Annotated in this window: 22 protein-coding genes; all 22 read right to left on the bottom strand. The window is 64.2% G+C overall.

Annotated elements, in window-relative coordinates; all coding sequences use genetic code 11:
- Positions 1–15: 15 nt before the first annotated feature.
- The 22 genes from FVP60_RS08540 to pheS all read right to left on the bottom strand — a co-directional run bounded on the left by FVP60_RS08540 (position 16) and on the right by pheS (position 24004).
- A complete protein-coding gene (locus FVP60_RS08540) occupies positions 16–1131 on the bottom strand; it encodes a prephenate dehydrogenase (RefSeq protein ID WP_147825840.1) in 1116 nt (371 codons plus the stop codon).
- Positions 1128–1910 (bottom strand): pseudouridine synthase, encoded by a 783-nt coding sequence (locus tag FVP60_RS08535; protein WP_147825839.1) that lies wholly within the window; start codon positions 1908–1910, stop codon positions 1128–1130. Before FVP60_RS08535 ends, FVP60_RS08540 begins: the two co-directional genes overlap by 4 nt.
- Before the next feature lie 37 nt (positions 1911–1947).
- Positions 1948–2559, bottom strand: coding sequence for an SMC-Scp complex subunit ScpB (scpB, locus tag FVP60_RS08530; RefSeq protein WP_147825838.1), 612 nt, complete (start codon positions 2557–2559; stop codon positions 1948–1950).
- Complete coding sequence (locus FVP60_RS08525; protein ID WP_246132530.1) at positions 2549–3448, bottom strand: segregation and condensation protein A; 900 nt, start codon at positions 3446–3448, stop codon at positions 2549–2551. The genes scpB and FVP60_RS08525 overlap by 11 nt, the downstream gene beginning before the upstream one ends.
- Positions 3432–4313 (bottom strand): ParA family protein, encoded by an 882-nt coding sequence (locus FVP60_RS08520; protein ID WP_147825836.1) that lies wholly within the window; start codon positions 4311–4313, stop codon positions 3432–3434. The genes FVP60_RS08525 and FVP60_RS08520 overlap by 17 nt, the downstream gene beginning before the upstream one ends.
- 111 nt (positions 4314–4424) lie before the next feature.
- Positions 4425–5174, bottom strand: coding sequence for a gamma-glutamyl-gamma-aminobutyrate hydrolase family protein (locus FVP60_RS08515; protein WP_147825835.1), 750 nt, complete (start codon positions 5172–5174; stop codon positions 4425–4427).
- 70 nt (positions 5175–5244) lie between these two features.
- The gene (xerD, locus tag FVP60_RS08510; protein WP_147825834.1) at positions 5245–6156 is read right to left on the bottom strand and encodes a site-specific tyrosine recombinase XerD; all 912 of its coding nucleotides are present in this window, start codon (positions 6154–6156) and stop codon (positions 5245–5247) included.
- Between the two features lie 45 nt (positions 6157–6201).
- Entirely contained in the window at positions 6202–6777 is a 576-nt protein-coding gene (locus FVP60_RS08505) for an NUDIX domain-containing protein (protein WP_147825833.1), read from the bottom strand.
- Positions 6770–8497, bottom strand: coding sequence for a CTP synthase (locus FVP60_RS08500; RefSeq protein WP_425463452.1), 1728 nt, complete (start codon positions 8495–8497; stop codon positions 6770–6772). The genes FVP60_RS08505 and FVP60_RS08500 overlap by 8 nt, the downstream gene beginning before the upstream one ends.
- Positions 8498–8578: 81 nt before the next feature.
- Positions 8579–9025, bottom strand: coding sequence for a hypothetical protein (locus FVP60_RS08495; RefSeq protein ID WP_147825831.1), 447 nt, complete (start codon positions 9023–9025; stop codon positions 8579–8581).
- A gap of 168 nt (positions 9026–9193) precedes the next feature.
- Positions 9194–9784: a hypothetical protein gene (locus FVP60_RS08490; protein WP_147825830.1), complete on the bottom strand. Its 591-nt coding sequence runs from the start codon at positions 9782–9784 to the stop codon at positions 9194–9196.
- A gap of 240 nt (positions 9785–10024) precedes the next feature.
- A complete protein-coding gene (locus FVP60_RS13030; protein WP_187240616.1) occupies positions 10025–10759 on the bottom strand; it encodes a hypothetical protein in 735 nt (244 codons plus the stop codon).
- Positions 10760–10792: 33 nt separating this feature from the next.
- Entirely contained in the window at positions 10793–11614 is an 822-nt protein-coding gene (locus FVP60_RS08480; RefSeq protein WP_147825829.1) for a DUF4184 family protein, read from the bottom strand.
- Between the two features lie 20 nt (positions 11615–11634).
- The gene (gene tyrS / locus FVP60_RS08475; protein WP_147825828.1) at positions 11635–12936 is read right to left on the bottom strand and encodes a tyrosine--tRNA ligase; all 1302 of its coding nucleotides are present in this window, start codon (positions 12934–12936) and stop codon (positions 11635–11637) included.
- 571 nt (positions 12937–13507) lie between these two features.
- Complete coding sequence (gene argH / locus FVP60_RS08470; RefSeq protein ID WP_246132529.1) at positions 13508–14956, bottom strand: argininosuccinate lyase; 1449 nt, start codon at positions 14954–14956, stop codon at positions 13508–13510.
- Positions 14923–15858: an ornithine carbamoyltransferase gene (gene argF, locus FVP60_RS08465; protein ID WP_147825827.1), complete on the bottom strand. Its 936-nt coding sequence runs from the start codon at positions 15856–15858 to the stop codon at positions 14923–14925. Before argF ends, argH begins: the two co-directional genes overlap by 34 nt.
- Positions 15855–17063, bottom strand: coding sequence for an acetylornithine transaminase (locus FVP60_RS08460; protein WP_147825826.1), 1209 nt, complete (start codon positions 17061–17063; stop codon positions 15855–15857). Before FVP60_RS08460 ends, argF begins: the two co-directional genes overlap by 4 nt.
- Positions 17060–17965, bottom strand: a complete 906-nt coding sequence (argB, locus tag FVP60_RS08455; RefSeq protein ID WP_147825825.1) for an acetylglutamate kinase — start codon at positions 17963–17965, stop codon at positions 17060–17062. Before argB ends, FVP60_RS08460 begins: the two co-directional genes overlap by 4 nt.
- Positions 17962–19119, bottom strand: a complete 1158-nt coding sequence (argJ, locus tag FVP60_RS08450; protein ID WP_147825824.1) for a bifunctional glutamate N-acetyltransferase/amino-acid acetyltransferase ArgJ — start codon at positions 19117–19119, stop codon at positions 17962–17964. Before argJ ends, argB begins: the two co-directional genes overlap by 4 nt.
- Positions 19116–20162, bottom strand: coding sequence for an N-acetyl-gamma-glutamyl-phosphate reductase (gene argC / locus FVP60_RS08445; RefSeq protein ID WP_147825823.1), 1047 nt, complete (start codon positions 20160–20162; stop codon positions 19116–19118). Before argC ends, argJ begins: the two co-directional genes overlap by 4 nt.
- A gap of 276 nt (positions 20163–20438) precedes the next feature.
- Positions 20439–22964: a phenylalanine--tRNA ligase subunit beta gene (gene pheT / locus FVP60_RS08440; RefSeq protein WP_147825822.1), complete on the bottom strand. Its 2526-nt coding sequence runs from the start codon at positions 22962–22964 to the stop codon at positions 20439–20441.
- Positions 22964–24004 carry a phenylalanine--tRNA ligase subunit alpha gene (gene pheS, locus FVP60_RS08435; protein WP_147825821.1) on the bottom strand — a complete coding sequence of 347 codons (1041 nt, stop codon included), beginning with the start codon at positions 24002–24004 and terminating at the stop codon, positions 22964–22966. Before pheS ends, pheT begins: the two co-directional genes overlap by 1 nt.

The following is a 24004-nucleotide window of genomic DNA, read 5'->3' as shown; positions in this document are numbered from 1 at the left end:
ACAGACATGGTCGGGTCAGTCATTCATGCTCGCAATCTGCCAGCCACGCGCCTGCAGGTCTTCTCGAGCGCGCCCCACGATGGACGGCACAACGCTAATTTCAGCGAGACCGAACTGGGCTCCGGGCGAGTGCTCCAGACGCAAGTCTTCAACGTTGATGTTCAGCTCACCCAGGTCACCAAACAGGCGCCCCAGCTGACCGGAGGTGTCATCAACCATGACAACCACCTTTTCAAACTGACGGAACTGCCCGTGCTTGCCGGGCAGACGTGAGACTCCATCGTTGCCGCGGGCAATGGTCTCTGCCACCGTGCGGCGTGCGCCCGGGGCTTCGGGTGCACGCAGCGCCTGCGAAACCTGCGCGAGATCGGTCGCCAACGCGTCCAAGATCTCGGCGACCGGGCCCGCATTTGCGCCCAGAATTTGCACCCACAGTTCGGGGGCCGACGCCGCAATGCGGGTGGTGTCACGCACGCCCTGGCCGGCGAGGCGCAGTAGCCCCTCGTCGACATCAGCGAACCGGCTGGCCAACAAGGAGGCCACCAACTGGGGAACGTGCGACACCAGCGCGACCGAGCGGTCGTGCTCCTCCGGCGACATTTCCACCGGCATTGCTTCGAGCTCCAGCGCCAGCATCTCCACGAGGGCGAGATCGTTCGCTGGCGTCTCTTCATCGCGGCACACCACCCACGGCCGACCGACAAAAATGTCGGCGCGCGCGGAGATCGCGCCACCACGCTCACGGCCGGCGAGCGGGTGTGAGCCGATGTAGTGCGTGAGATCGACGCCGCGCTCACGCAGCGTCGTCAGCGGCCGTAGCTTGACGCTCGCCACATCGGTGACCACGGCATCAGGAAACGCGCGAAGTTCGGCCTCAATGACATCGGCCGTGACGTCAGGCGGAACCGCGACGACGACGAGAACAGGGTTGTCCCCCTCAGCAGCTTCGCGCCCCGCGCCGTAGTCGATCGCGAGACGCAATTGTGCCGGAGACGCGTCTGTGAGCACGACATCAATACCCTTACGGCGGAGTCCGTGACCAATGCTGGCACCGAGCAATCCGGCTCCAACGATGCGAACGGTTCCGCTCAGACGTGCCGCAACCGCGCGAGGTGATGCGTTCTCTGTCACTTCTCTCCCTGACCCGACGGCGTCTCGTGAGCCGCACGCGACAGCGTGAGCAGTTCACCGCGTTCCACTTTAGTGAGTTCGCGTGATCGCCCAACGGGCAGGGTTCCCAAATGCAGGGGGCCGAACTGGCGACGAACCAAATCACGCACGGGGTGACCAACGGCCGCCATCATGCGGCGAACGATGCGGTTCTTGCCCGAGTGCAGCGTGAGCTCAACCAGGCTTGTGCCACCCGACGTGTCGAGCAGGCGTGCCTTGTCGGCCTTAATCGGGCCATCTTCGAGCTCAATGCCCTTCGTGAGCTTGGCGATGGTTTGGGGCAGCACCTTGCCCTCAACCCGTGCGATGTAGACCTTGGTGACACCAAACTTGGGGTGCGCGAGGACATGCGCCAGCTCTCCATCGTTCGTGAGAATCAGGAGCCCCGACGTGTCGGCGTCGAGTCGGCCCACGTTGTACAGGCGCTCTTCATACTCGTCGGTGAACTCCCGCAGGTCGGGGCGGCCCTGCTCATCACGCATCGTGCTGACAATGCCGGTGGGCTTGTTGAGCATCACGTAGCGCTTGGAGACGTCGAGCTGAACGGCCGTGCCGTCAACATCGACAAGGTCAACCTCCGGGTCAATGCGGCGACCGAGCTCATACACGGTCTCGCCGTTCACACGTATGCGGCCCTGCACGATCAAGTCTTCGACCACGCGGCGTGAGGCAACGCCGGCATGAGCCAGCACCTTTTGCAGGCGAACGCCTTCGGGTTCTTGGTTTTCGTTGTCAATCATTGCGGCAATGATTCCCATCAGTGCGAGAGGTGAATGCTTAGCGAATCAGGGCGTCGTCGAAACCGTCGGCGCCGTCATCGAGAAGCGGAGAAATCGGCGGCAGCTCATCGAGTGAGTTGATACCGAGGTTTTGCAGCAAGAGATCGGTTGTGCCGTAGTTGATGGCGCCGGTCTCGGAATCTTGAAACAGCTCGGTGATGAGCCCACGCCCCAACAGTGTTCGTACGACCGAGTCGACGTTGACGGCACGAATCGAGGCTACCTGACTGCGGGTGACAGGTTGCTTATAGGCAATCACCGCGAGCGTCTCCATCGCCGCCTGCGACAGCTTGGACGGTGCCTGGGCGTTGACGTACTCGGCGACCAGGTTGTCGAGGTTTTCTCGCACGTATAGGCGCCAGCCGCCGCCAATCTCGCGCAGCTCAAACCCGCGTTGCGGGCCGGAACCACGGCCGTCGTAGTCGTCGACAAGGGCACTGATGACGCGGCGGACTGAGGCGACCGGGGCGCTCACGGCGGTTGCGAGGCTGACAATGCTCTGCGGCTCTTCGACGATCAGCAGAATCGCCTCAAGGCGGCGTGCGAGCTCGTCGTCGCTCAACTGCACCGGAGTTTCGTCTTCAACATCGGTCACGATCTCATCGGTCATAGTCGGCTCCGAGGGTTGCGAGGGTGTCTTCAGACCAGTGATCGGCCGTCCACCTCAGGGTGAGCTCGCCAAGCGGTTGGAGCTGTTCAAACGAGATTGCGGCGTGGCGATACAGCTCCAAGATCGACAGGAAGCGGGCCACAATGATGCCAGGGCCTTCGGCTCCGACGATCAGTTCGCGAAAGGTGAGTTGCTCGGCCGTGCGCAGCATCGAGACGACAATCGCCGCCTGTTCTCGAATACTGACCAGCGGCGCGTGCAAATGGTCGAGGCCAACGGTGGGGATGGCTTTGGGCGTGAAGGCAAGTAGCGCGAGCGCGGCAAAATCATCGGCGGTGTGCGTCCACACCAGCTCGGGAACGCGGGCTCGGTACTTTTCGTCGAGCCGCACGCTTCGCACCAGGCGCCGCGCCTCGCGGTCGGTGTTGGCATGAAACCAGGCTGACACTTCTTTGAATGCGCGATACTGCAGCAGTCGAGCAAACAGTAGGTCGCGGGCCTCCAGGAGGGCGACCGACTCGGCATCCACCAGCTCGCCCTGCGGCAAGAGCCCGGCGATCTTCATGTCGAGCAGTGTGACCGCCACGACGAGAAACTCGCTCGCTTCATCCATTTCGTCGGCGTGCTCTGCTGCGCGTAGATAGACCAGAAACTCGTCGGTCACCGCGCTGAGTGAGACATCGGTGATGTCGAGCTCATGCTTCGAGATGAGCGAGAGCAACAGGTCAAACGGGCCGTCAAAGTTTGAGAGCGAAACTCGAAAACCCGACTCTGCTTCGACAGCACCCGCTGCGTGCGATGGTTCCGCTCCCCCGCCATCAACGGTGCCCTCGGCGCCTGGCGCGGCGTCGGCGGCCTCGGAGAGGTTCTGATCAGGCGACGGCACCACGAGAGACCAACTCTCGCGCAAGTCGCAGATAGGCCTGTGCGGCGGCGTGCTCGGGAGCAAATTCCGTAATCGGCATACCGGCAACCGACGCATCGGGGAACTTCACGGTGCGACCGATAACCGTCTCCAGCACATCGTCGCCGAAAGCCTCGACCACACGCTCCAGCACCTCGCGCGAGTGCAACGTGCGGGGATCGTACATGGTGGCCAACACGCCATCGAGCTTGATGGCGGGGTTCAGGCGATCCCGCACCTTGTCGATCGTCTCGATCAGCAGCGCCACACCGCGCAGTGCAAAGAACTCACACTCCAGCGGAATCAGCACGCCGTGACTAGCCGTCAACGCGTTAACGGTGAGCAGGCCAAGCGATGGCTGGCAGTCGATGAGGATGACGTCGTAGTCACCAGCAACCTGACGAAGTACGCGCGCCAGAATCGTCTCGCGTGCCACCTCGTTGACGAGGTGAACTTCGGCGGCCGAAAGGTCGATGTTGGCGGGCAGTACATCAAGGCCGTCAACCTGCGTGTGCTGAATGACCTCGCGAGTGTCGCGCTTCGGGTCAAGCAGCAGGTCGTAGATGGTGGCGCCATCGTGCGTTTGGATGCCGAGGCCAGCCGACAGCGCGCCCTGCGGGTCAAAGTCAACGGCGAGAACGCGGCGACCGTACTCGGCGAGCGACGCCGCCAGGTTGATCGTGGTGGTCGTCTTGCCGACGCCACCCTTCTGGTTGCACAGCGCAATAATGCGCGCGGGGCCATGGCTGTCAAGCTTCGCAGGGACATCGAATCCGCGATACGGACGACCTGTCGGTCCGATGGGCTTGTCGTCGCCCTTTGCGCCGCGTGTGCCCTTGTTTTCCGCCACGGATAAACCTGCTTTCGTTCTCGCTCAGGAAATTCTATCGACAGCGGCACGCCCTGAGGGTTCCGGCATGCGGCAGGCCGAGAAATCCGGAACCACCAGCAGCGTAGAAAGTTAGCCGACGGGTGCGAGCATGCGGGCGCGAGCCGCCTCCACAAAGCCCCGAAACAGCGACTGTTGAATCATCACTTCTGGATGCCATTGCACGCCGACAACGAAGCGATCGCCCGTCGACTCCATCGCGTGCAATACGCCGTCGGTGCTGAAGGCGGTGCCGACGAAGCCGGGGTGACTCTTGACCGATTGGTGGTGGTAACACGCCACCGTGAGCTTTTCGGGCACGAGTTCGCTCAGTCGGTGCGACGCCTCAACGTGAACCGGAACAGAGCTGAAGCCGTTCGCGTTGGAGGAGTGCACGCCGCCGGTGTGCACCTCGGTGCCGGTGACCTCGGGCAGATGCTGCACCAGCTTTCCGCCGCGCGAGATTGCCAGCAATTGCATGCCACGACACACCCCGAGGATGGGGAGCTCTCGTTCGTCGGCAAGCTCGATGTAGGTGAGCTCGCTGGCGTCGCGATCGTCGTACCACGCGGTGACTTCGGGGTGCGCCCGCTCGTCATACCGCTCGGGGTTGATATCGGCGCCGCCAGACACGATGATGCCGTCGAGGTGCCGCGTGATCGCCGCCGCGTGCGCCCGGGTTGCCCCCGGCGGCAACAGCACGGCAGCGCCGCCAGCCGCCTCGACCGCGCGAGCATATTCCGCCGGAAGCACGTCTGCAACACTGGCTTCTCCACCGCGCCACGTGGCGTCTTGGCGATAGGTGGTGATACCGATAAGCGGAATCACAGAAGCATCAGTCACAGCAACCCTCCTGAGGTGGAACGATCACCATATTCTCTCAGGTTCATGCCCGGACAGCGCAATGCGCCCGTCATAAATCGCCAAGAGCGCGCGGATGCGCGGTGACATACACGTCGCGAAGGGTGTCAACAGACACGTGCGTGTAGATCTGAGTGGTCGCAACAGAAGCGTGCCCGAGAAGCTCTTGCACCACGCGCACATCGGCCCCGCCCTGCAGCAAATGCGTCGCAAACGAGTGGCGCAGGGTGTGCGGTGAAACGTGCGCGCTCAGGTGCGCGCGCTCGGCCGCTGCTTGAATCACCAGCCACGCGCTCTGGCGCGACAACGGGGCGCCACGAGACCCCAGAAAGAGTTTTGGGGTTGCACTCCCCCGCACGGCCAGCGTCGGACGAACGCGGGTCAGATACGCATCAACGGCGGCGCGAGCGAATGATCCCAGCGGCACGATCCGCTCTTTGGAACCTTTACCCCGCAGCCGCAGCACGTCGCCGTGTGCCAGATCGTCGACGTCAAGACTGATGGCCTCTGAGACGCGGGCGCCGGTCGCGTACAGCAGCTCGAGCAGCGCGCGATCACGAATCCCCAGCGGCTCTTCACCGCTGGGCGCGGCCAGCAGCGCCTCGACCTGGGTGATGGTCAGCGCCTTGGGCAAGCGTTGCGGCGCCTTCGGCGGCTTGAGACGCCCCGTCGGATCATCTGCCGTGTGCCCTTCGCGAACCAGGTAGCGGTGCAGCCCGCGCACGGAAGATTGCAGTCGCGCCAGTGACGTTGCCGCCGGTGCCGGCTCGACGCTGGCGGCATCTGCGCCAAACTCTGCGACCAACGCCGGAGTCAGCGTCGCGATATCCGTGATGTCACGTTCGGCAAGCCAGCTCAGGTACTGTGACAAGTCGCGTCGGTACGCGGCAATGGTGTGCGCCGACAGCCCGCGCTCGATCGTGATGTGACGCAAATACTGGTCAGCAGCACGCTCCGGGGTCATGCCTTCAGGCTATCGACACCCACGCACCGCGATGCCCAAGCACGCTCAGATCGCGCGCTCGCGCCGCAAGAACTCTGCCGTTGCCAGCGCGCCCAGCACCAAGGTTCCGTTGCGAAAACGACCGGCAAGACCCGCCGACACAGCCTCATCAAGCGCCACCCAGTGCGGCTCGATCTCTGCCTCTTCACCGGTACGCACGAAGTCCGTGACGGTAGGTGTGAGCTCGCGAGCCAGGTAAAGGTGAATGACCTCGCTACTGGAGCCGGGGGTCGGCGTGAACGAGACCAGGTGATCCCACCGCGCCGCCTGCAGATCGACCTCTTCTGCCAGCTCACGCTGTGCGGCAAGCATCGGGTCTTCTCCCGGCACGTCGAGCAGGCCAGCCGGAACCTCCCAGTCGCGTTCGCGAATCGGGTGGCGGTACTGCTGCAGGATGAGAATCTGATCATTCTCATCCAGGGCGATGACCGCCGCGGCGCCGGGGTGCGCGATGTAGTGGCGGTGCAGCGTCTCATCGCCGAAGCGGATGGTGTCGTTGTGCACGTCCCACACGCGCCCGCGGAAGGGACGGTCCGATGCCTGGACCGTCACCTCCGCAGGTTCGTCGCGAAACTCAGTCATCCTGGCTGTCGTCTTGGAACAGCTCGCTCGACTTGTGGCGGTCAAGTGCCGCGCCAATCAAGCCGGCAAACAGCGGGTTTGCCTGGGTCGGGCGCGAACGGAGCTCCGGGTGCGCCTGCGTGGAGATGTAGTACGGGTGCACGTCGCGCGGCAACTCAACGTATTCCACCAGGTCGTGCTCCGGGTTGATGCCGGAGAACACGAGACCGGCCTCGGCCAGCTGCGCGCGGTACGCGTTGTTGACCTCGTAGCGGTGGCGGTGACGCTCAGAAGCCGTCGTCGCGCCATACACTTCAGCGGCCAGCGAGCCTTCTGCCAGCGCTGCTTCTTGCAGGCCAAGGCGCATGGTTCCGCCCAGGTCGCCACCGGCGATGATGTCGACCTGTTCGGCCATCGTGGCCACCACGGGCGCGGTCGTCTCCGGGTCGAACTCGGTCGATGACGCGCCGGCGATACCAGCGACGTTGCGAGCGTATTCAATCACCATCGACTGCAGACCGAGGCAAATGCCGAGGGTCGGAATGCCCTGTTCGCGTGCAAAGCGCAACGCGCCGAGCTTTCCTTCAATGCCGCGAATGCCGAAGCCACCGGGAATCACGATGCCATCGAGCGCCGCAAGGTGCTTTTCGGCGCCTTCGGGTGTCTCGCACAGGTCAGATGCGATCCAGTTGACGTTGACCTTGGTTTCGTGGGCGAAACCACCGGCGCGCAGCGCTTCGGTGACCGACAGGTACGCGTCGGGCAGATCAATGTACTTGCCGACGAGACCGATGGTGACCTCGTTCTTGGGGTTGTGAACGGCGTTCAGCACCTTCTGCCAGCGCGACCAGTCAACCTCGGTGGCGCGCTCGGTGAGACCAAACGAGCGAACGATGTAGGCGTCGAGGCCCTGGTTGTTGAGCATCGTCGGAATGTCATAGATCGACGGCACGTCGACGGCGTTCACCACGGCGTCTTCGTCAACGTCGCACATCAGCGCAATCTTGCGCTTGTTGGAGTCAGTCACCGGGCGGTCCGAGCGCAGCACGAGCGCGTCGGGCTGAATACCGATGGAACGCAATGCGGCAACCGAGTGCTGGGTGGGCTTGGTCTTCTGCTCACCGGAGGCGCCCATAAACGGAACCAGGGAGACGTGAACGAAGAACACGTTGGCGCGGCCGAGCTCGTGGCGAATCTGACGAGCTGCCTCCAAGAAGGGCTGCGACTCGATGTCGCCCACGGTTCCGCCGACCTCGGTGATGATGACGTCGGGCTGCGGCTCGTTGGAGGCCTGCAGGCGCATGCGGTGCTTGATCTCATCGGTGATGTGCGGGATCACCTGGACGGTGGCGCCGAGGTAGTCGCCGCGGCGCTCCTTGGCAATGACGTCGGAGTAAATCTGACCGGTTGTGACGTTTGCGGCGCGCGAAAGGTTGATACCGAGGAATCGCTCGTAGTGACCGATGTCGAGGTCGGTCTCGGCACCGTCGTCAGTCACGAACACCTCGCCATGCTCGAACGGGTTCATGGTGCCCGGGTCGACGTTGAGGTACGGGTCGAGCTTTTGCATCACCACGTGAAGACCACGTGCAGTCAGCAGGTTGCCGAGGCTGGCGGCCGTGAGGCCCTTACCCAGAGAGGAAACCACACCTCCGGTCACAAAAATATGCTTGGTGACCTTGGCCGAAGCCTGGGGTGCAGAAGAAGAAGATGAACCGTTACCAGAGAAAATATCCGCCACGGGCTTCCATGCTATCACCGCTATCGCCGATCTAGCCTGGGAGTGCACAATGGCCTGGTCTGATGCCATTCTTGCGGCGAGTCATTGCCGCTCTGTCCGCGCCGTGATCTCGCTGGGAGGGCGCTTGCCGGTTGCGCGTGATTTGCCCCTGACCGACGCGGTAATCCCTATGATGATCGCCGCGACGCACAACCAGGCGCCGATGCCCAGCGTGCTGAAGGACTCCAGCCTTCCGCGTAGACCGAGAGCACTCGCCACAACCATCCACACCACGATAAGAAATGCGGCCGCAGTTGCCCAGACTCGCCCCAAGCCCCGCGCCCACCCACGCCCCAGCGAGACGGCCGCGAGTGCGAGGAGCGATGCCGCAGCGACAACGCCGGCGGCCCAGAGATATCCAACGCTCACCGGCGTGGTGGTGAGCCATTCCCAATCAGCATCGGCGCGATCCTGTGGGGTCAAGAGGTTCGATCCCAGATCGAGTTCGTAGATGTGCGGGTCGTTGCGCTTCATCGAGTCTTGCGTCAAGACCAATGCGCCTCATCCTGGCTCGAGCTGCCGCCGCTTGCGCTAATGACCATGGGCCGAAGCGCGGCGCTCACCGTGAGTCGCGAGGTGGCACCTTCGTCGTCAGACCCGTACGACGGGTATGGGTGCGGTTCGGTAGCGTCCCAGAGGAAGTGGTGGGCAAGACCTTCACCGTCCCCCACGGTGCTGAGCGGGTCGCGGATGACGGTCGTCACCTCCACCACGACGCGCATCGATCACCGTCGGCCATGCTGCACCCAATAGGTTCCAGCTCAGCAGGAGGGTATCGTCCTCCACCTGCGCGACATCCGTGATCCGGTATCTCATCTCGACGACGTGTTCGCCTGGCTCGAGGTATGCCGCTGCCGATGCGAGGTCGGTGCCATCGATCGGCGAGAGACGCGCCCCGGTATCGACACCATCGACAACGATGGCGGTGAGCTCCGGGTGCAGCAGGCTCGTGCCATATTTCACGGGGAGCGCACGCGTAAAGGTTCCGCCCCTCGAAGTGGTGAGCGAAACTCGCTCCAAGACTTCAACGATGAGACGGTCATCGTCGCCCACCGACAGCGCGAGGCTCACCTCGACTTTGGCCGCGGCGTCTAGCTTCTTCACATGCTCTGTGGCGACGACGAATAGCCCTCGCCAGTTAGTCGCGGATCCACTTCGCCAGTCGACGGCGACATCACCCGGTGTGACGGCTATCGCACCAAGCACGATCGCGAGCAACGTGAAGACGATGGCAATTGGTGCCCGCACGTTAACGGGGCCGACACGGCGACCAAAATTCTCCAGCCGCTCCAACACGCTAGCAAGCGCCGCCCACAGGGGCGTATGTTACGGAGGCTCCGGGGTGTCAACGGCGTCTGCAGGTCGTTGCTCCGCAGACGATTCCGCCTCGCTCGTTGTCACCGACGCTCCCTCCGTCGCCGAATGTCATTCTAGGAGGGGCGCGCCGCAGTGCGCCAAGCACGCCGGCACCTACGGAGATGAGACCGGCTAGAAGGTCGCCGCACCCGAGCGATCAGCACGCCACTTACTCATCGCGTTGAGGTAGCGCGTCGACGGTGTGATCCATAGCGCGACGATGACGAGCACCGGCAGCGCGAGCGTGAGCAGGCTTGCCGGCGTGAACACGTTGCCGCCGTCGAGCCCGGAAAGAACGACAATCACGACGATGAGATTGATCACGAAGGTGGCGGTATAAACGATGCGCCCCCAGGCAAGCCCGAGAATAATCGCGACCAGGGCCGCTGAGTTCACGATCAGGGTCGCGACTCCGATCCAAACCAGCAGGTACATCTTGCCGGTGATCTCGTGGTTCGGGCCCAAAAGGTCTGTGACCTGCTGAGCGTCGGAAAAGCTGATCGGCAGCGAAATGAAAGCGAAAAGCACGCCGACGCACAGCACGATCATGGCCGCCAAGTAGAGCCCCGGATACTTCGGCTTGCCGGTCGCGTCATAGGCGACGCCGCCGGGTGCCGGCGCACCGTACATGGCCTGCGGATACCCCGGCTGTCCCTGCGGATAGCCCGGCTGTCCCTGCGGGTAGCCAGGCTGGGCGGGTGCGCCCGGGTACGGCTGTTGCGGGGCCGCGTAGCCCGGCTGCGCCGGTGCGCCCGGGTACGAGGGCGCTCCGGGGTAGCCCGGCTGCGGCGGAAGCGCGGAACCAGGCTGTGGCGCGCCGTTCGGTGGCTGTTGTCCGGGCGAAGGCTGGTTCGGCATGTCACTCATGGCCGAAAACTAGCAGATACCCGTGCGAATTGGCTACGGCCGCGTCGCGGGCTGCTCGTGCGTCGCCGGCGCACGCCGCACCACAGCCACCACACACAGCACCAGGGTGAGCAGCGCCCACACCGCGCACGCTGGCGGCAATACCCGGTAGGCGAGATGCGCGAGGGTCCATTCATCGGTGAGCGGGCCATACTGCACAAAGCCCCACACCGTCGCTGCGATCAAGAACACCGGCAATGCCGAAAGCCACACGATCCGCACCGCGGGTCTGAGGCGCGAAGCGACAGGTACCCGCTCGCGCCGCGAGAGCCACCACACGCCCCACACGGCGAGCACCACGAGGCTGATCAGACTCGACCCGTGCTGGAGCCATTTGAACGCAGGCAGCGGCCCCCAGTCGGCTGCCAGCCACGCGTAGTCTTGCCGCCCCTCGTGGGTGAACGAATCCCACACCACGTGAGAAACAATTCCGAGCGCCAGCGACGCCAGCGCCACGGCAACCTGCACCGTGGTTCCGCCCACCGTTGCGTGCGTTCGAGGGCGCACAAACGACTCCCGCAGCGTCTGCCGGGTCGACTGTTGCCAGTCTTGCGGCAATCGTTCGGCGATAGCTCCGGGCACCAGATGCGCGGCCGCCGGGCGTAACACCAGGCGCCAGAGCACAAACAGCAGCAACGCGAGCACGAGGGTGATCGCGATCGCCTCAAGATTGTGGGTGGTCGAGTATGACGGAACCACCTGCCGCACAAACAGCGGAAGATCCGGTGCCATCGCACCAATGGCGATGGCACCGGGAATCAGCGGTGTGCGCAGAAACGGCAGCGCGACAACGGCATGACTGACGGTGAAGGGCACAGCGCTCCCGGCATCACTCGCTAGGCGCGAAACAGCCCGGCGAGAGCCTTCTTCCCGCGCCGAAGCACACTGACCTCACCGGGCAGCGAGAACGTCACCACGGCGTCGTCAGCGACGACCTTTTCGCCATCCAGCGACACGCCGCCCTGTGCGATCGCACGGCGCGCCTCGCTCAGGCTGCTGACCAGCCCCGTGTCGATGAGTGCCTGCACGACATAGGCGCCGGAGTCGACGGTCGCGTTGGGCAGCTCATCAAGCGATGCCCGCAACGCGTCAGCGTCAAGCGATGACAAATCTCCCTGGCCGAAAAGTGCTTCGGAGGCGGCAATCACCTGCGCCGTCGTCTCGGCGCCGTGAACGTAAGCCGTCACCTCCAGCGCGAGACGCTTTTGCGCCTCACGGCGGAACGGCTCATCGGCGACCTTCGTCGCGTACTCTTCGATTTCTGCGCGGGTGAGGAAGGTGAACACCTTGAGACGTTCGATCACATCGGCGTCGTCGGTGTTGAGCCAGAACTGGTACATCCGGTACGGGCTGCACATGTCGGCGTCAAGCCAAATGGCGTTGCCTTCGCTCTTGCCAAACTTGGTTCCGTCGCTGTTGGTGATCAGCGGCGTGCCGATGGCGTGCACCGAGACGCCCTCGCTCTTGCGAATGAGGTCGGTGCCGCTGGTGAGGTTGCCCCACTGGTCAGAGCCGCCGGTTTGCAACACGCAGTTGTAGAGGCGGTGCAGCTCGAGGTAGTCCATACCCTGCAGCACCTGGTAGCTGAACTCGGTGTAGCTAATGCCCTCGTCGGAGTTGAGACGGGCAGAAACGGCATCCTTTTTCAGCATGGTTCCGACGCGGAAGTTCTTGCCAATCTCGCGCAAGAAGTCGATGGCGCTCATGGGCGCCGTCCAGTCCAGGTTGTTGACCAAGCGAGCGGCGTTATCGCCCTCGAAGCTCAAGAACCGCTCGACCTGACCGCGCAGCTTGGCCACCCACTCCTCGACCGTCTCGCGCGTGTTCAGAGTGCGCTCGGCCGTGGGTCGGGGGTCACCAATAAGACCGGTGGAACCACCAACAAGGCCGAGAGGCTTGTGACCGGCAAGCTGCAGCCGACGCATCAGCAGCAGCTGAACGAGGTTGCCAAGGTGCAGGCTCGGGGCGGTCGGGTCAAAGCCGCAGTAATACGTCATCGGCGGTCCGGCAAGCAGCGCACGAAGCGCATCCTGATCTGTGGACACATGCACGAGTCCGCGCCAAACGATTTCGTCCCAGACGTTCTCAAACGTCTCGTCGTTCGCCACCACGGCCGTGGTTACCGGTTGAGTTGCCATACGCTCCAGGCTATCAGCGGCATGACGCCGCCCCGCACCTGTGACGGTTGTCCCTCCGCCGACATGCGGCATCCCACCTGCGTGCGGCATTCCCACCTGCGTGCGGCATTCTGCCGACCTGAACGGCGCATTGCTGGCGAAAAGTTGTCGTATGTCGGAAATGTTGCGCGGCGTTCACCAACACACCGCAAGATTGCCACACCAGTCACAACACTCCCGACCTGCCGTTGGTGTGCTCTCGCGGGTGCTCCCGAATCTCGCGCGCCTGGTTCCGTCATCTCTCGTCGGAGCCGGCGTGACTGGTGAGACAAAATCCCGGCGTGTCTCGCGTCGCGCGGCGACAACTCCGACACGGCGCCAATTCGCGAGCTGACGGACCCACGGCCCCACGAGCCCACGAGCTGACGGCCCACGAACTCACGGACCCACGGACCCACGGACCCACGAACTCACGGACCCACGGACCCACGGACCCACGGACCCACGGACCCACGGACCCACGGACCCACGGAACCGGGGAACCGGGGGTTTGAGCGAGAACACAATGCGCTCACGCCGTGAATGAGCTCCGTCAGCGGACGGAGCGCAGGGCTTCGAGGCGCTCTGCGAGCGTCTTGCGCTGGATGGCGACCTGCGCGGGAGATGTGCCACCGGTTCCGTTGCGGCTCGCAACCGAACCCTCGATCGACAGCACCGAACGCACCTCGGGGGTGAGGTGTGCGGAGACCTCTGCGAGCAGTGCATCATCGGCATCTTCCAGGCCAATGCCGCGAATCTCACACGCGCGCACCAGCGAGCCAGAAACCTCATGGGCGACGCGGAACGGAACGCCCTGGTTGACCAGCCACTCGGCAACGTCGGTCGCGAGCGAGAATCCCTGTGGTGCAAGCTCAGCCATGCGCTCGGTGTCGAAGGTGAGGGTCGCCACCATGCCGGTGAACGCAGGCAACAGCACCTCAAGCGTGGTCACCGAGTCAAACACCGGCTCCTTGTCTTCTTGCAGGTCGCGGTTGTACGCCAGCGGAAGCGCCTTCAGCGTTGCAAGCAGCCCCGTGAGGTTACCCAACACACGGCCAGCCTTGCCGCGCGCAAGCTCGGCGATGTCGGGGTTCTTCTTTTGCGGCATGATGCTGGAGCCGGTGGAGAACGCATCGTCGAGGGTGACAAACCCAAACTCCCGCGTGTTCCACAAAATAATCTCTTCTGCCAGCCGCGACAGGTTGATCGAAATCATCGTCGCGATGAAGGCGAACTCTGCCACCACATCGCGTGCCGCGGTGCCGTCCATCGAGTTTTCACTCGGGCGTGCGAGGCCGAGCTCACGCGCAACAAGCTGCGGGTCAAGACCGAGGGTCGAGCCCGCGAGCGCTCCCCCACCGTAGGGCGAGACGCGGGCGCGTTCGCGCCAATCGGCAAGGCGCTCCAGGTCACGAACCAGCGGCCAGGTGTGTGCCAGCAGGTGGTGGGCAAGCAACACCGGCTGCGCGTGCTGCAGGTGGGTGCGCCCCGGCATGATGGCGTCGGGGTGCGCATCGGCTTGCGCTGCCAACGCGTCGATGAGTGCCGTGACGTCGCCCGCGATGATCGCGGCGTGATCGAGCAGGTAGAGGCGGATCAGCGTGGCGATCTGATCGTTGCGGCTGCGGCCGGCGCGCAGGCGCCCACCCAGTTCGGCGCCGGCACGCTCAATGAGCCCGCGCTCCAACGCGCCGTGCACGTCTTCGTCGCTGTCGGCGGCAACAAACGCACCGGAATTCACGTCCGCCTGCAGCTGATCAAGCGCCGACTTCATACCGCTGAGCTCGTCGTCGGTGAGGTAGCCGGCGGCATTCAGCGCGGTCGCGTGTGCGCGTGATCCGGCGATGTCGTAGTCGGCAAGCACCCAGTCAAAGTGGGTGGACTTGCTGAGGGCAGCGAGCGCCGCGGAGGGTCCGCCCGCAAAGCGAGCACCCCAGAGCGCGCCCTCGTTGGTTCCGTGCTCTTCGCTCACGCCGATACTCCCTGCTTGCTGAGCAGCCACACCAGCAGCGCCTTTTGCGCGTGCAGGCGGTTTTCTGCCTCATCCCAAATCACGGACTGCGGCCCGTCAATGACTTCAGCATCAACTTCGTAGCCGCGGTCGGCTGGCAGGCAGTGGATGAAGATCGCGTCGTCTTTCGCCTGCGACATGACCTCCTGGGTCACCTTGTAGGCGCCAAGATCCCGCAGGCGAGCAAGCTTCTCTTCTTCCTTGCCCATCGAAACCCAGGTGTCGGTAACGATGATGTCGGCGCCTGCGGCGGCCTCATTCACGTCGGTCATCAGAGTGACGGAACCACCGGTTGCGGCAGCGGCACGGTCAGCGTCTGCGACGATGTCTTCGCGCGGCGCGTAGTCAATCGGGCTGGCAATGCGTACGTGCATGCCTGCCATGGCGCCGGCCAGCGCGTAGGAGTGCGCCATGTTTGAGCGGCCATCGCCGAAGAATGACAGCGTGAGGCCCGCAAGCTCCCCCTTGTGCTCCTTGATGGTGAGGAGGTCCGCCAGCAGCTGGCAGGGGTGAAAGTCGTCGGAGAGAGCGTTAACCACCGGAACGCGCGTGCCCTGGGCCATCTCTTCGAGCCCCGCCTGCGCGTAGGTGCGCCACACGATCGCGGCAACCTGGCGCTCGAGAACGCGAGCGGTGTCGGCAGGAGTCTCCTTGCCGCCGAGCTGACTGTTGGCGGTGGAGATGATCAGGGGCGAGCCGCCGAGGTCGGCGATACCCACCGCAAACGAGACCCGCGTGCGGGTTGACGATTTGTCAAAGATGACCGCAACGGTCTGCGGGCCCGCGAGCGGCTTCTGCACCCAACGGTCCGCCTTCAACGTCACCGCGAGGTCAAGAATTTCTGCCTGCTCGGCGGGCGTGATGTCGTCATCACGCAAGAAGTGGCGGGTCACGAGTTGTTCTCCTCAATAGCAAGTTCAGGATGGGCGGCAATGACGGTAGCGAGCGCGCGAGAAAACACGTCAACAAACTCGGCCACTTCTGCATCGCCAATGGTGAAGGCCGGCGCGATGCGAATCACATCGTCGGTCGGCGCGTTAATGATCAAACCGAGCTCGTGAGCGGCAGCGCGAACCTCTGCGGCAACCGGCGCCGCGAGGTGAATGCCAATCAGCAAACCCTGCCCCGTGGTTCCGGTTACCAACGGCAACGACTGCACGGCATCGCGCAATTCGGTGCCGCGGGCGCGCACATTGACGAGCAGGTCTTCGTCTTCAATGTGGGCAAGCACCGCGTTGCCAACGGCTGTGGCCAGCGGGTTGCCGCCAAACGTGGAGTTGTGCGTTCCGGGGTAGAAGAGATCGCTTGCGTCTCCCCACGTGACCATTGCGGCCAGTGGGAAGCCGCCGGCGATCCCCTTCGCGAGCGTCATGGCGTCGGGAACCACGCCGTACAGCTGATGGGCAAACCACGCGCCGGTGCGGCCGGTGCCGGTCTGCACCTCGTCAACGATGAGGAGCGCATTGTGCTCGGTCGCCAACTCACGTGCACGCCGCAAGAAGCCTTCGGGGTGCTCAACCACGCCCGCCTCACCCTGAATCGGCTCGATAAAGATCGCGGCGACGTCGTCGGTGAAGGCGGCCTCCAGCGCCTCGATCGTGTTGTCGATGTGCTCAACACCGGGAAGGAGGGGCCGGAACGGGTCTTGATAGGCAGCCTTTGGCGTCAGCGCGAGCGAGCCGGTGGATCGTCCGTGAAACGCGTGATTGAGGCTGAGAATGGTCGACTTGCCGTACTTGCCACCGTGCAGGCGGGCGAGTTTGATAGCCGTCTCATTGGCTTCAGACCCCGAGTTCGCGAAGAACACGCGCCCCGACTCCCCCGTGTGCGCGAGGCGCTTGAGGCGAGCGGCGAATTGCAGCTGTTGCGGAGTCGCGAAGTAGTTCGACACGTGTGAGAGCACGGCCGCTTGGTCTGCCACCGCCGTCACGAACACCGGGTGAGAGTGGCCGAGGGAGTTGACCGCGATGCCGCCAAGAAAGTCGAGGTAGCGGTTGCCCTCCGCGTCCCACACCACCGAACCGTCGCCCCGCTCCAACAGCGCAAGACGCCCGCCGAGGCTCGTGAGATCGCGTGCTGCGTCATCTTGCCACGTCATCCTGCTACCACCTCTGTGCCGATTCCCTTGCTGGTAAAGAGTTCCACGAGTACCGAGTGCGGCACGCGCCCGTCGATGATGGCAGCGGAACCAACGCCGCCGTCGACGGCATCGAGGCACGCCTGCATCTTGGGGATCATGCCCGACTGCAGGCCCGGCATGATGTCACGGAGCTCGGTGGCCGTCAGGTGCGACACCAGTGAGTCGCGGTTGGGCCAGTCGGCGTAGAGACCCGCAACATCGGTGAGCACGACCAGTTTTTGTGCGCCGAGTGCCACCGCGAGGGCGGCAGCAGCCGCGTCGGCGTTGACGTTGAGTGACTGACCGGGGTGGTCAAGGTCGGGTGCGATCGAGGAGACCACGGGAATACGGCCGGCTGCGAGATGATCAAGCACCGGGGTCGCGTCAACCTGCACGACGTCGCCGACGCGGCCCAGGTCGGCCTCGACGCCGTCGACAACCACACCGCGGCGGCGCCCACCAAACAGCCCGGCGTCTTCGCCCGAGAGCCCGGTGGCGATCGGCCCGTGCGCGTTGATCTTGGCGACGAGCTGCGGGTTAATTTGCCCGGTGAGCACCATGCGCACGACCGAGATCGCCTCGGTTGAGGTCACCCGGTAGCCGCCCTTGAATTCGCTCGGAATGGCCAGGCGATCCAGCATGTTTGAAATTTGCGGGCCGCCACCGTGAACGACAACCGGCTGAATGCCGACGTATCGAAGGTAGGCCATATCGGCGGCGAAGGCGTCTTGCAGCTCTTCGGAAACCATGGCATTGCCGCCATACTTCACGACGATAATCGCGCCCTGAAAGCGCTTCAGCCACGGCAACGACTCAATGAGCATCGCCGCCCGCTCCGATGCTGCGATCGGATCGGTGTCTTGGAGTTCTTTGTCAGTCATGAGGCGTAGGCGCTGTTCTCGTGAACGTAATCGTGTGTGAGGTCGTTGGTGCGAATACGCGCTTCGGCGGCGCCGACCTTGAGATCAATCACCAGGCTCGTTGCGCGCGGGGTGAGATCGACCTCTTCTCGCGGCCGATCCGGGCCGCCGGCCGTGCACACGCGGACGCCGTTCATGTAGACGTCAACGTCATACGGATCAAACGCAGCCTGCGTGGTTCCAATTGCCGCCAACACGCGACCCCAGTTAGGGTCATTGCCGAAGATCGCAGCCTTAAACAGGTTGTTGCGTGCAACCGAGCGACCAACCTCAACGGCATCCGCTTCGGTTTCTGCGTGTTGCACGTCGATCGTGATGTCGTGGCTTGCACCCTCGGCGTCTCCCTGGAGCTGGGCGGCGAGGTTGTCGCTGACTTCGCGTAGCGCGGCAGCGAAATCGGTCGGGTCTGGCGTGATGCCAGATGCGCCCGATGCCAGCAGCGTGACCTGGTCGTTGGTTGACATGCAGCCATCGGAGTCGAGGCGGTCAAACGTTACGGTGGTGGCCGCGCGCAGCGCCTCATCGGCCTGCTCTGCCGTGAGCACCGCGTCGGTCGTGATGACAACGAGCATGGTCGCAAGGCCCGGGGCCAGCATTCCGGCGCCCTTGGCCATGCCGCCGACGGTCCAGCCATCGCGCTGCACCACGGCGCGCTTTGGCTTCGAGTCGGTCGTCATGATCGCGAGAGATGCGTCTTCGCCACCGTCGGCGGAAAGAGCGGCGACGCCCTGCTCGACACCCGTCAACACCTTGGCGCGAAAGTCTTCGCCACCGACGCCGATCAAACCGGTCGAACACACCACAATGTCGCCGGCGCTCACGCCCAACAGCTCAGCGGCCTTCTCGGCGGTTTGATGCGTCGTCTGAAAACCGAACGCGCCGGTGAAGCAATTTGCGCCACCCGAGTTGAGTACGACGGCTTCAACCACGCCATCCTGCACGATTTGTTTTGACCACATGATGGGGTTGGCCTGGGCGCGGTTCGAGGTGAAAACGGCCGCGCCAACCTTCAGCGGGCCACGGTTCACCACCACAGCAACATCGCGGTTGCCGGTCGATTTCAGCCCGACCGCAACACCGGCGGCCTCGAATCCCTGTGCTGCCGTGACGCTCACGGTGCTACTCCGTTCACGGTGAGGCCGGTGCTCTCGTTGAGCCTCAGCGCAATGTTCATTGACTGAATCGCGGCACCGGCGGTGCCCTTGGCAAGGTTGTCGACGGCCGTCACAATCACAACGCGGCCCGCCGCGCGATCAATCACCAGCCCGATGAGCGCGGTATTCGCGCCAACCACGTCTGCGGTGCGCGGAAACTGCCCTTCTGGCAGCAACTGCACGAAGGTTTCATTGCCGTAGGCGCGCTGCCATGCGTCACGAATTTGCGCATCGGTGACGCCCGGCGCGATCTTCGCGGTGGAGGTGGCAAGAATACCGCGCGACATCGGAACCAGCACCGGCGTGAACGACAGCGTCACGGTTGGGGCCCCCGCATTTTTCAGCGCCTGCTGAATCTCGGGAATGTGCCGATGCGTTCCGCCGACGGCATAGGGATTAGCGGAACCAAGAATCTCGCTGGCGAGAAGGTTGGTCTTCAGGCTCTTACCTGCACCGGACGGCCCGACGGCCAACACCGTGACGATGTCTTCGGGCTCAATGACGCCCGCGGCGATTCCGGGCGCGAGGCTCAGGCTCACCGTCGAGGCGTTGCAGCCCGGTGCCGCAATGCGTCGGGCGCCAACGAGGTTGTCCCGCTGCTTGCGACCGCCGCCGATGAGCAGCTCGGGAACCCCGTATGCCCACGGGTCGTTGAAGTGGCCGCCGTAGAACGCCTCCCATGCCGCCGGGTCGGTGAGGCGATGGTCGGCGCCCGCGTCGATCACGAGCGGCACGTCTCCGAGCGCGTCGGTGTACTGACCAGACTGGCCGTGCGGCAGCGCCAAGAACACCACATCGTGCCCCGCGAGAATCTCCGGGGTGGTGTCTTGCAGCGTGAGGTGCGACAGCGAGCGCAGGTGCGGCTGGTGTTGCACAAGGGGCTGGCCGGCGTTCGAGTGTGCAGTAACCGTGCGAATCTCGACGTCGGGATGGTTTGCCAGCAGGCGCAGAATCTCGCCGCCCGCATAACCGGAGGCGCCGGATACGGCGACCGAATACGTCATGTCTCTACCTTAATTCAGCGGAATGGGGGCCCAAGGCGGCGACACCGGCATTCCACTGCATGCGCAGGACCGAACGCGGGTCGCCTAGATTCGGCGGCCGCCGCGGCGTCGGCGCACGACAGAGACGCTCACAACGAGCGTGGTCGACGGCTGAGCGCAAGGCATGGTGCGAGGTTACTCCTGTTTCACAATGGGCGGCAAATCGCGCCCGTCACATAACGACGGTGGGCGAGAGTCATCACTCTCGCCCACCGTCGTTTGATCGCGTTGATCTCGTCAGTCGCGGATCTGCGCGCCGAACTTCTCGGCAGCAACGGCGACGCCCGCAAGCTTGGCTTCTGTCGCCTCCGCCGCCGTGAGCGTGCGGTCGCTGGCGCGGAAACGCAGGGCGAACGTCAGGCTCTTCGACCCGGCGTCAACACCCTGGCCCCGGTAGTCATCAACGAGGCGCGTCGATTCGAGCAGCTCGCCCGCTCCGGCAACCAGCGCCGAAGCTACCTCGGCGGCCGGAACATCTGCGGCGACGATCAGCGAAACGTCTTGCGTCGCGGCCGGGAAGCCGCTCAGCGTTTCGGCGACCTGCAGCGGACCAACAGCGCCGATCACCGCGTCGAGGTCAAGCTCGGCAACGGTGATGCGACCGTGGAGGTCAGCCGCTTCGGCAACGGCCGGCAAAACCTCGCCGACATAGCCCACCGTGGTTCCGCCGACGCTGAGCACTCCGGTGCGCCCCGGGTGTAGCGCGGCACGCTCACCCTGCACCACGTCGATGCGCACACCTGCGGCCGCGGCGATAACACGAACCGCGTCGAGAGCTTCGCTGAGTCCGGCCGCCTCGGCCGCGTGTTCGGGCTGCTTGGGCGTGATGTTGCCGGCAAGCAGCACGGCGACATGCCGCGGCTGCGGCGGAATCGCGGCAAACAGTTCGTTCAGCGTTTCTTCGCTCGGGTGCTGCCCGAGAGCTGGAACATCCGCGGTTCCGTACTCGACACCTGGCTGCGGGAGAAACACCGTGCCCGTCTCAAACAGCGACAGGTCCGTGAGGCCGCGCGAGGCGTTGCGGTGAGCGACGGCCAACAGCCCCGGAACCAACGAGCGGCGCAGGTACGGCGACTGTCCGTCGAGCGGGTTCGCGAGCTTGATGCTGGGAACCTCCTCCCCCGTCGCCGAGCCGTGCAGGTTGTTAGCCTCAGCGGTTGTGAACGGGAAGGAGGGGGTCTCGACAAAACCGGCGGCCGCGAGCGCGTTCGAGACGCGGCGTCGAGCCTGCTGCGCGGCGGTGAAACCCCGACCAGAGGGCGGAGTGGGGAGCACGGAAGGAATGCGATCCAGACCGTGAACGCGAGCCACCTCTTCTGCGAGGGTCCACTTGTCGGTGAGGTCGGGGCGCCACGTCGGCGGCACAACCTCGTAGGCGTCGGCCTCGTCGGTGACATCGCAACCGATACGCGTGAGCGCGTCAACAACCTCAGCCGTCGAGTAATCAACGCCAATGAGCCCAGAAACAAAGCCGTGCGGCAGCGCGATGGCCTCGGTGAACACCTCGGTGAACAGCGCACCACCGACCGGGTCGTGGGTGCCACCGGCAAGCTCGACCATGAGGTCAGCCACGCGGCGTGCCGCGACGAAACCGATAAGCGGGTCGACGCCACGTTCGAAGCGCTTGGAGGCTTCGGAGGGCAGCTTGTGGCGGCGCGCGGCGCGGGCAATCGAAATCGTGTCGAAGTTCGCGGCTTCAATCAGCACGTTCTTCGTGGTTCCGGTCATTTCGGAGTGCAATCCACCCATCACACCGGCAAGACCAATCGGGCCGTTGTCGTCGGTGATGAGGAGGTCTTCGGTGTGGAGCTTGCGCTTTTGGCCGTCGAGCGTCTCGAAGGTCTCACCCTCGCGCGCACGGCGCACCGTGATGCCGCCGGTGAGCGTGTCAAGGTCGTAGCCGTGCATGGGGTTGCCGAGTTCGAGCATCACGTAGTTGGTGATGTCGATGAGGATTCCGAGCGGGCGAATGCCGGCAAGGGTGAGGCGTGCAACCATCCACGGCGGTGTCGGGCGGGACGGGTCGACGTCGCGCACGATGCGCAACACGAACTCGTTGACCGCAGCCTTGCCACGGATCGGGTTGTCGTCTTGCACCGCGAGCGGAAAGCCAGTGCCCTGTTCGAGCGCGGCGAAGTCAACGTCTGCCGGGTCGTGGAAGGCCGCTCCCGTGGCCAGTGCGTACTCACGTGCCACACCGCGCAGGCTCATGGCGTAACCGCGGTCGGGGGTGACGTTGATTTCAACGGCAACGTCGTCGAGCCCGAGGAGCGCGAGCGCGTCGCTACCCACCGGTGCGTCAACGCCCAGTTCGGCAAGGCGAATGATGCCGGCGTGCTCGGTGCCCAGACCAAGCTCCTTCGCAGACGCCATCATGCCGTCAGAGACGTGACCGTAGGTCTTGCGCGCCGCAATCGGGAACGGGCCGGGCAGCACGGCACCCGGAAGGGTAACAACAACCTTGTCGCCCTTGAAGAAGTTCGAGGCGCCACAGACAATGCCGTGCACGGCGTCGCCACCGTCAGCCGCGGTCTCCCCCTCGGGGGCAACCTGCACCTGGCACCAGCGGATCGTCTTGCCGTTGGACTGCGGCTCTTCGACAAAGTCGAGCACCTGACCAACGACGATCGGGCCGGTCAGCTCAAATCGGTGAACATCTTCTTCTTCAAAGCCGACAGAAACGAGCGACGCCAGAATGTCGTCGGGCGTTGCCTCCGCCGGAATTTCAACGTACTCGCGAAGCCACGAAAGCGGGACGCGCATCAGACCACCATTCCGAACTGCTCACTGAAGCGAACATCGCCTTCGGCCATGTCGCGCATGTCTTGAACGTCGCTACGGAACATGAGCGTGCGCTCAATGCCCATACCGAACGCGAATCCTGAGTACACCTCGGGGTCAAGCCCCGCCGCACGCAGAACGTTGGGGTTGATCATGCCGCAACCGCCCCACTCGATCCAACGCGCCCCACCCTTGAACGTGGGGTGCCACAGATCCAACTCAGCCGATGGTTCCGTGAACGGGAAGTAGTTGGTGCGGAACCTCGTCTTGGCTTCCGGCCCGAACAGCACCTTGGCGGCGTGGTCAAGCGTGCCCTTGAGGTGAGCCATCGTGATGCCCTTGTCAACGACGATGCCTTCGAACTGGCTGAACACCGGCAGGTGCGTGGCGTCGAACTCGTCGGTGCGGTAAACGCGGCCAGGGCACAGCGCATAGATGGGCACGTCGCGCTCCAGCATGGTGCGCATCTGCACCGGCGACGTGTGGGTACGCATCACCAGGTGACGCTCAACCGGGTCGACGAAGAACGTGTCTTGCATCTGGCGTGCCGGGTGATCGACGTCGAAGTTCAACGAATCAAAGTTGAACCACTCGTGCTCAAGCTCGGGGCCTTCGGCAATTTCCCACCCCATGCCGACAAAGATGTCGCTGATCTGCTCTTGCAGCAGGGTGAGCGGGTGGCGAGCACCAACGCGGGTGCGCGATGCGACTGCGGTGATGTCGATGCGCTCAGCCTCGAGGCGAGCGGCCGTTTCTGCCTGCGCGAGTTGTTCCTCGCGCTCGGTAAAGGCCCGGTTCACCTCACCTCGGGCCTGCCCCACAAGCTTGCCGAATTCGGCCTTGTTTTCGGGGGCAACAGAGCGCAACGAGGCGTTGAGCTTCGCCAGGGGCGAGGCTTCCGCAGCGTGCGCGGCTCGAGCCGCCTTCAGCGCGGCAGTGTCCTCGGCAGCGGTGAACGCGGCGAGGGCATCCTGCACGGCTGCGGCGACCGCTTCCGGAGTGATGGTGAGTGAATCAGACAC

The sequence above is a fragment of the Microbacterium mitrae genome (assembly GCF_008017445.1).
GTDB lineage: Bacteria > Actinomycetota > Actinomycetes > Actinomycetales > Microbacteriaceae > Microbacterium > Microbacterium mitrae.
This window is presented reverse-complemented; position numbering and strand designations above follow the sequence as displayed.

What these genes read in the sequence shown, in the direction of transcription:
- pheT (WP_147825822.1), bottom strand. Translation starts at nt 22,964, where the DNA reads ATGCGCGTCCCGCTTTCGTGGCTTCGCGAGTACGTTGAAATTCCGGCG.
- scpB (WP_147825838.1), bottom strand. Translation starts at nt 2,559, where the DNA reads ATGACCGATGAGATCGTGACCGATGTTGAAGACGAAACTCCGGTGCAG.
- tyrS (WP_147825828.1), bottom strand. Translation starts at nt 12,936, where the DNA reads ATGGCAACTCAACCGGTAACCACGGCCGTGGTGGCGAACGACGAGACG.
- FVP60_RS13030 (WP_187240616.1), bottom strand. Translation starts at nt 10,759, where the DNA reads ATGAGTGACATGCCGAACCAGCCTTCGCCCGGACAACAGCCACCGAAC.
- xerD (WP_147825834.1), bottom strand. Translation starts at nt 6,156, where the DNA reads ATGACCCCGGAGCGTGCTGCTGACCAGTATTTGCGTCACATCACGATC.
- argB (WP_147825825.1), bottom strand. Translation starts at nt 17,965, where the DNA reads ATGACTGACAAAGAACTCCAAGACACCGATCCGATCGCAGCATCGGAG.
- FVP60_RS08535 (WP_147825839.1), bottom strand. Translation starts at nt 1,910, where the DNA reads ATGATTGACAACGAAAACCAAGAACCCGAAGGCGTTCGCCTGCAAAAG.
- argC (WP_147825823.1), bottom strand. Translation starts at nt 20,162, where the DNA reads ATGACGTATTCGGTCGCCGTATCCGGCGCCTCCGGTTATGCGGGCGGC.
- FVP60_RS08505 (WP_147825833.1), bottom strand. Translation starts at nt 6,777, where the DNA reads ATGACTGAGTTTCGCGACGAACCTGCGGAGGTGACGGTCCAGGCATCG.
- FVP60_RS08460 (WP_147825826.1), bottom strand. Translation starts at nt 17,063, where the DNA reads ATGACGTGGCAAGATGACGCAGCACGCGATCTCACGAGCCTCGGCGGG.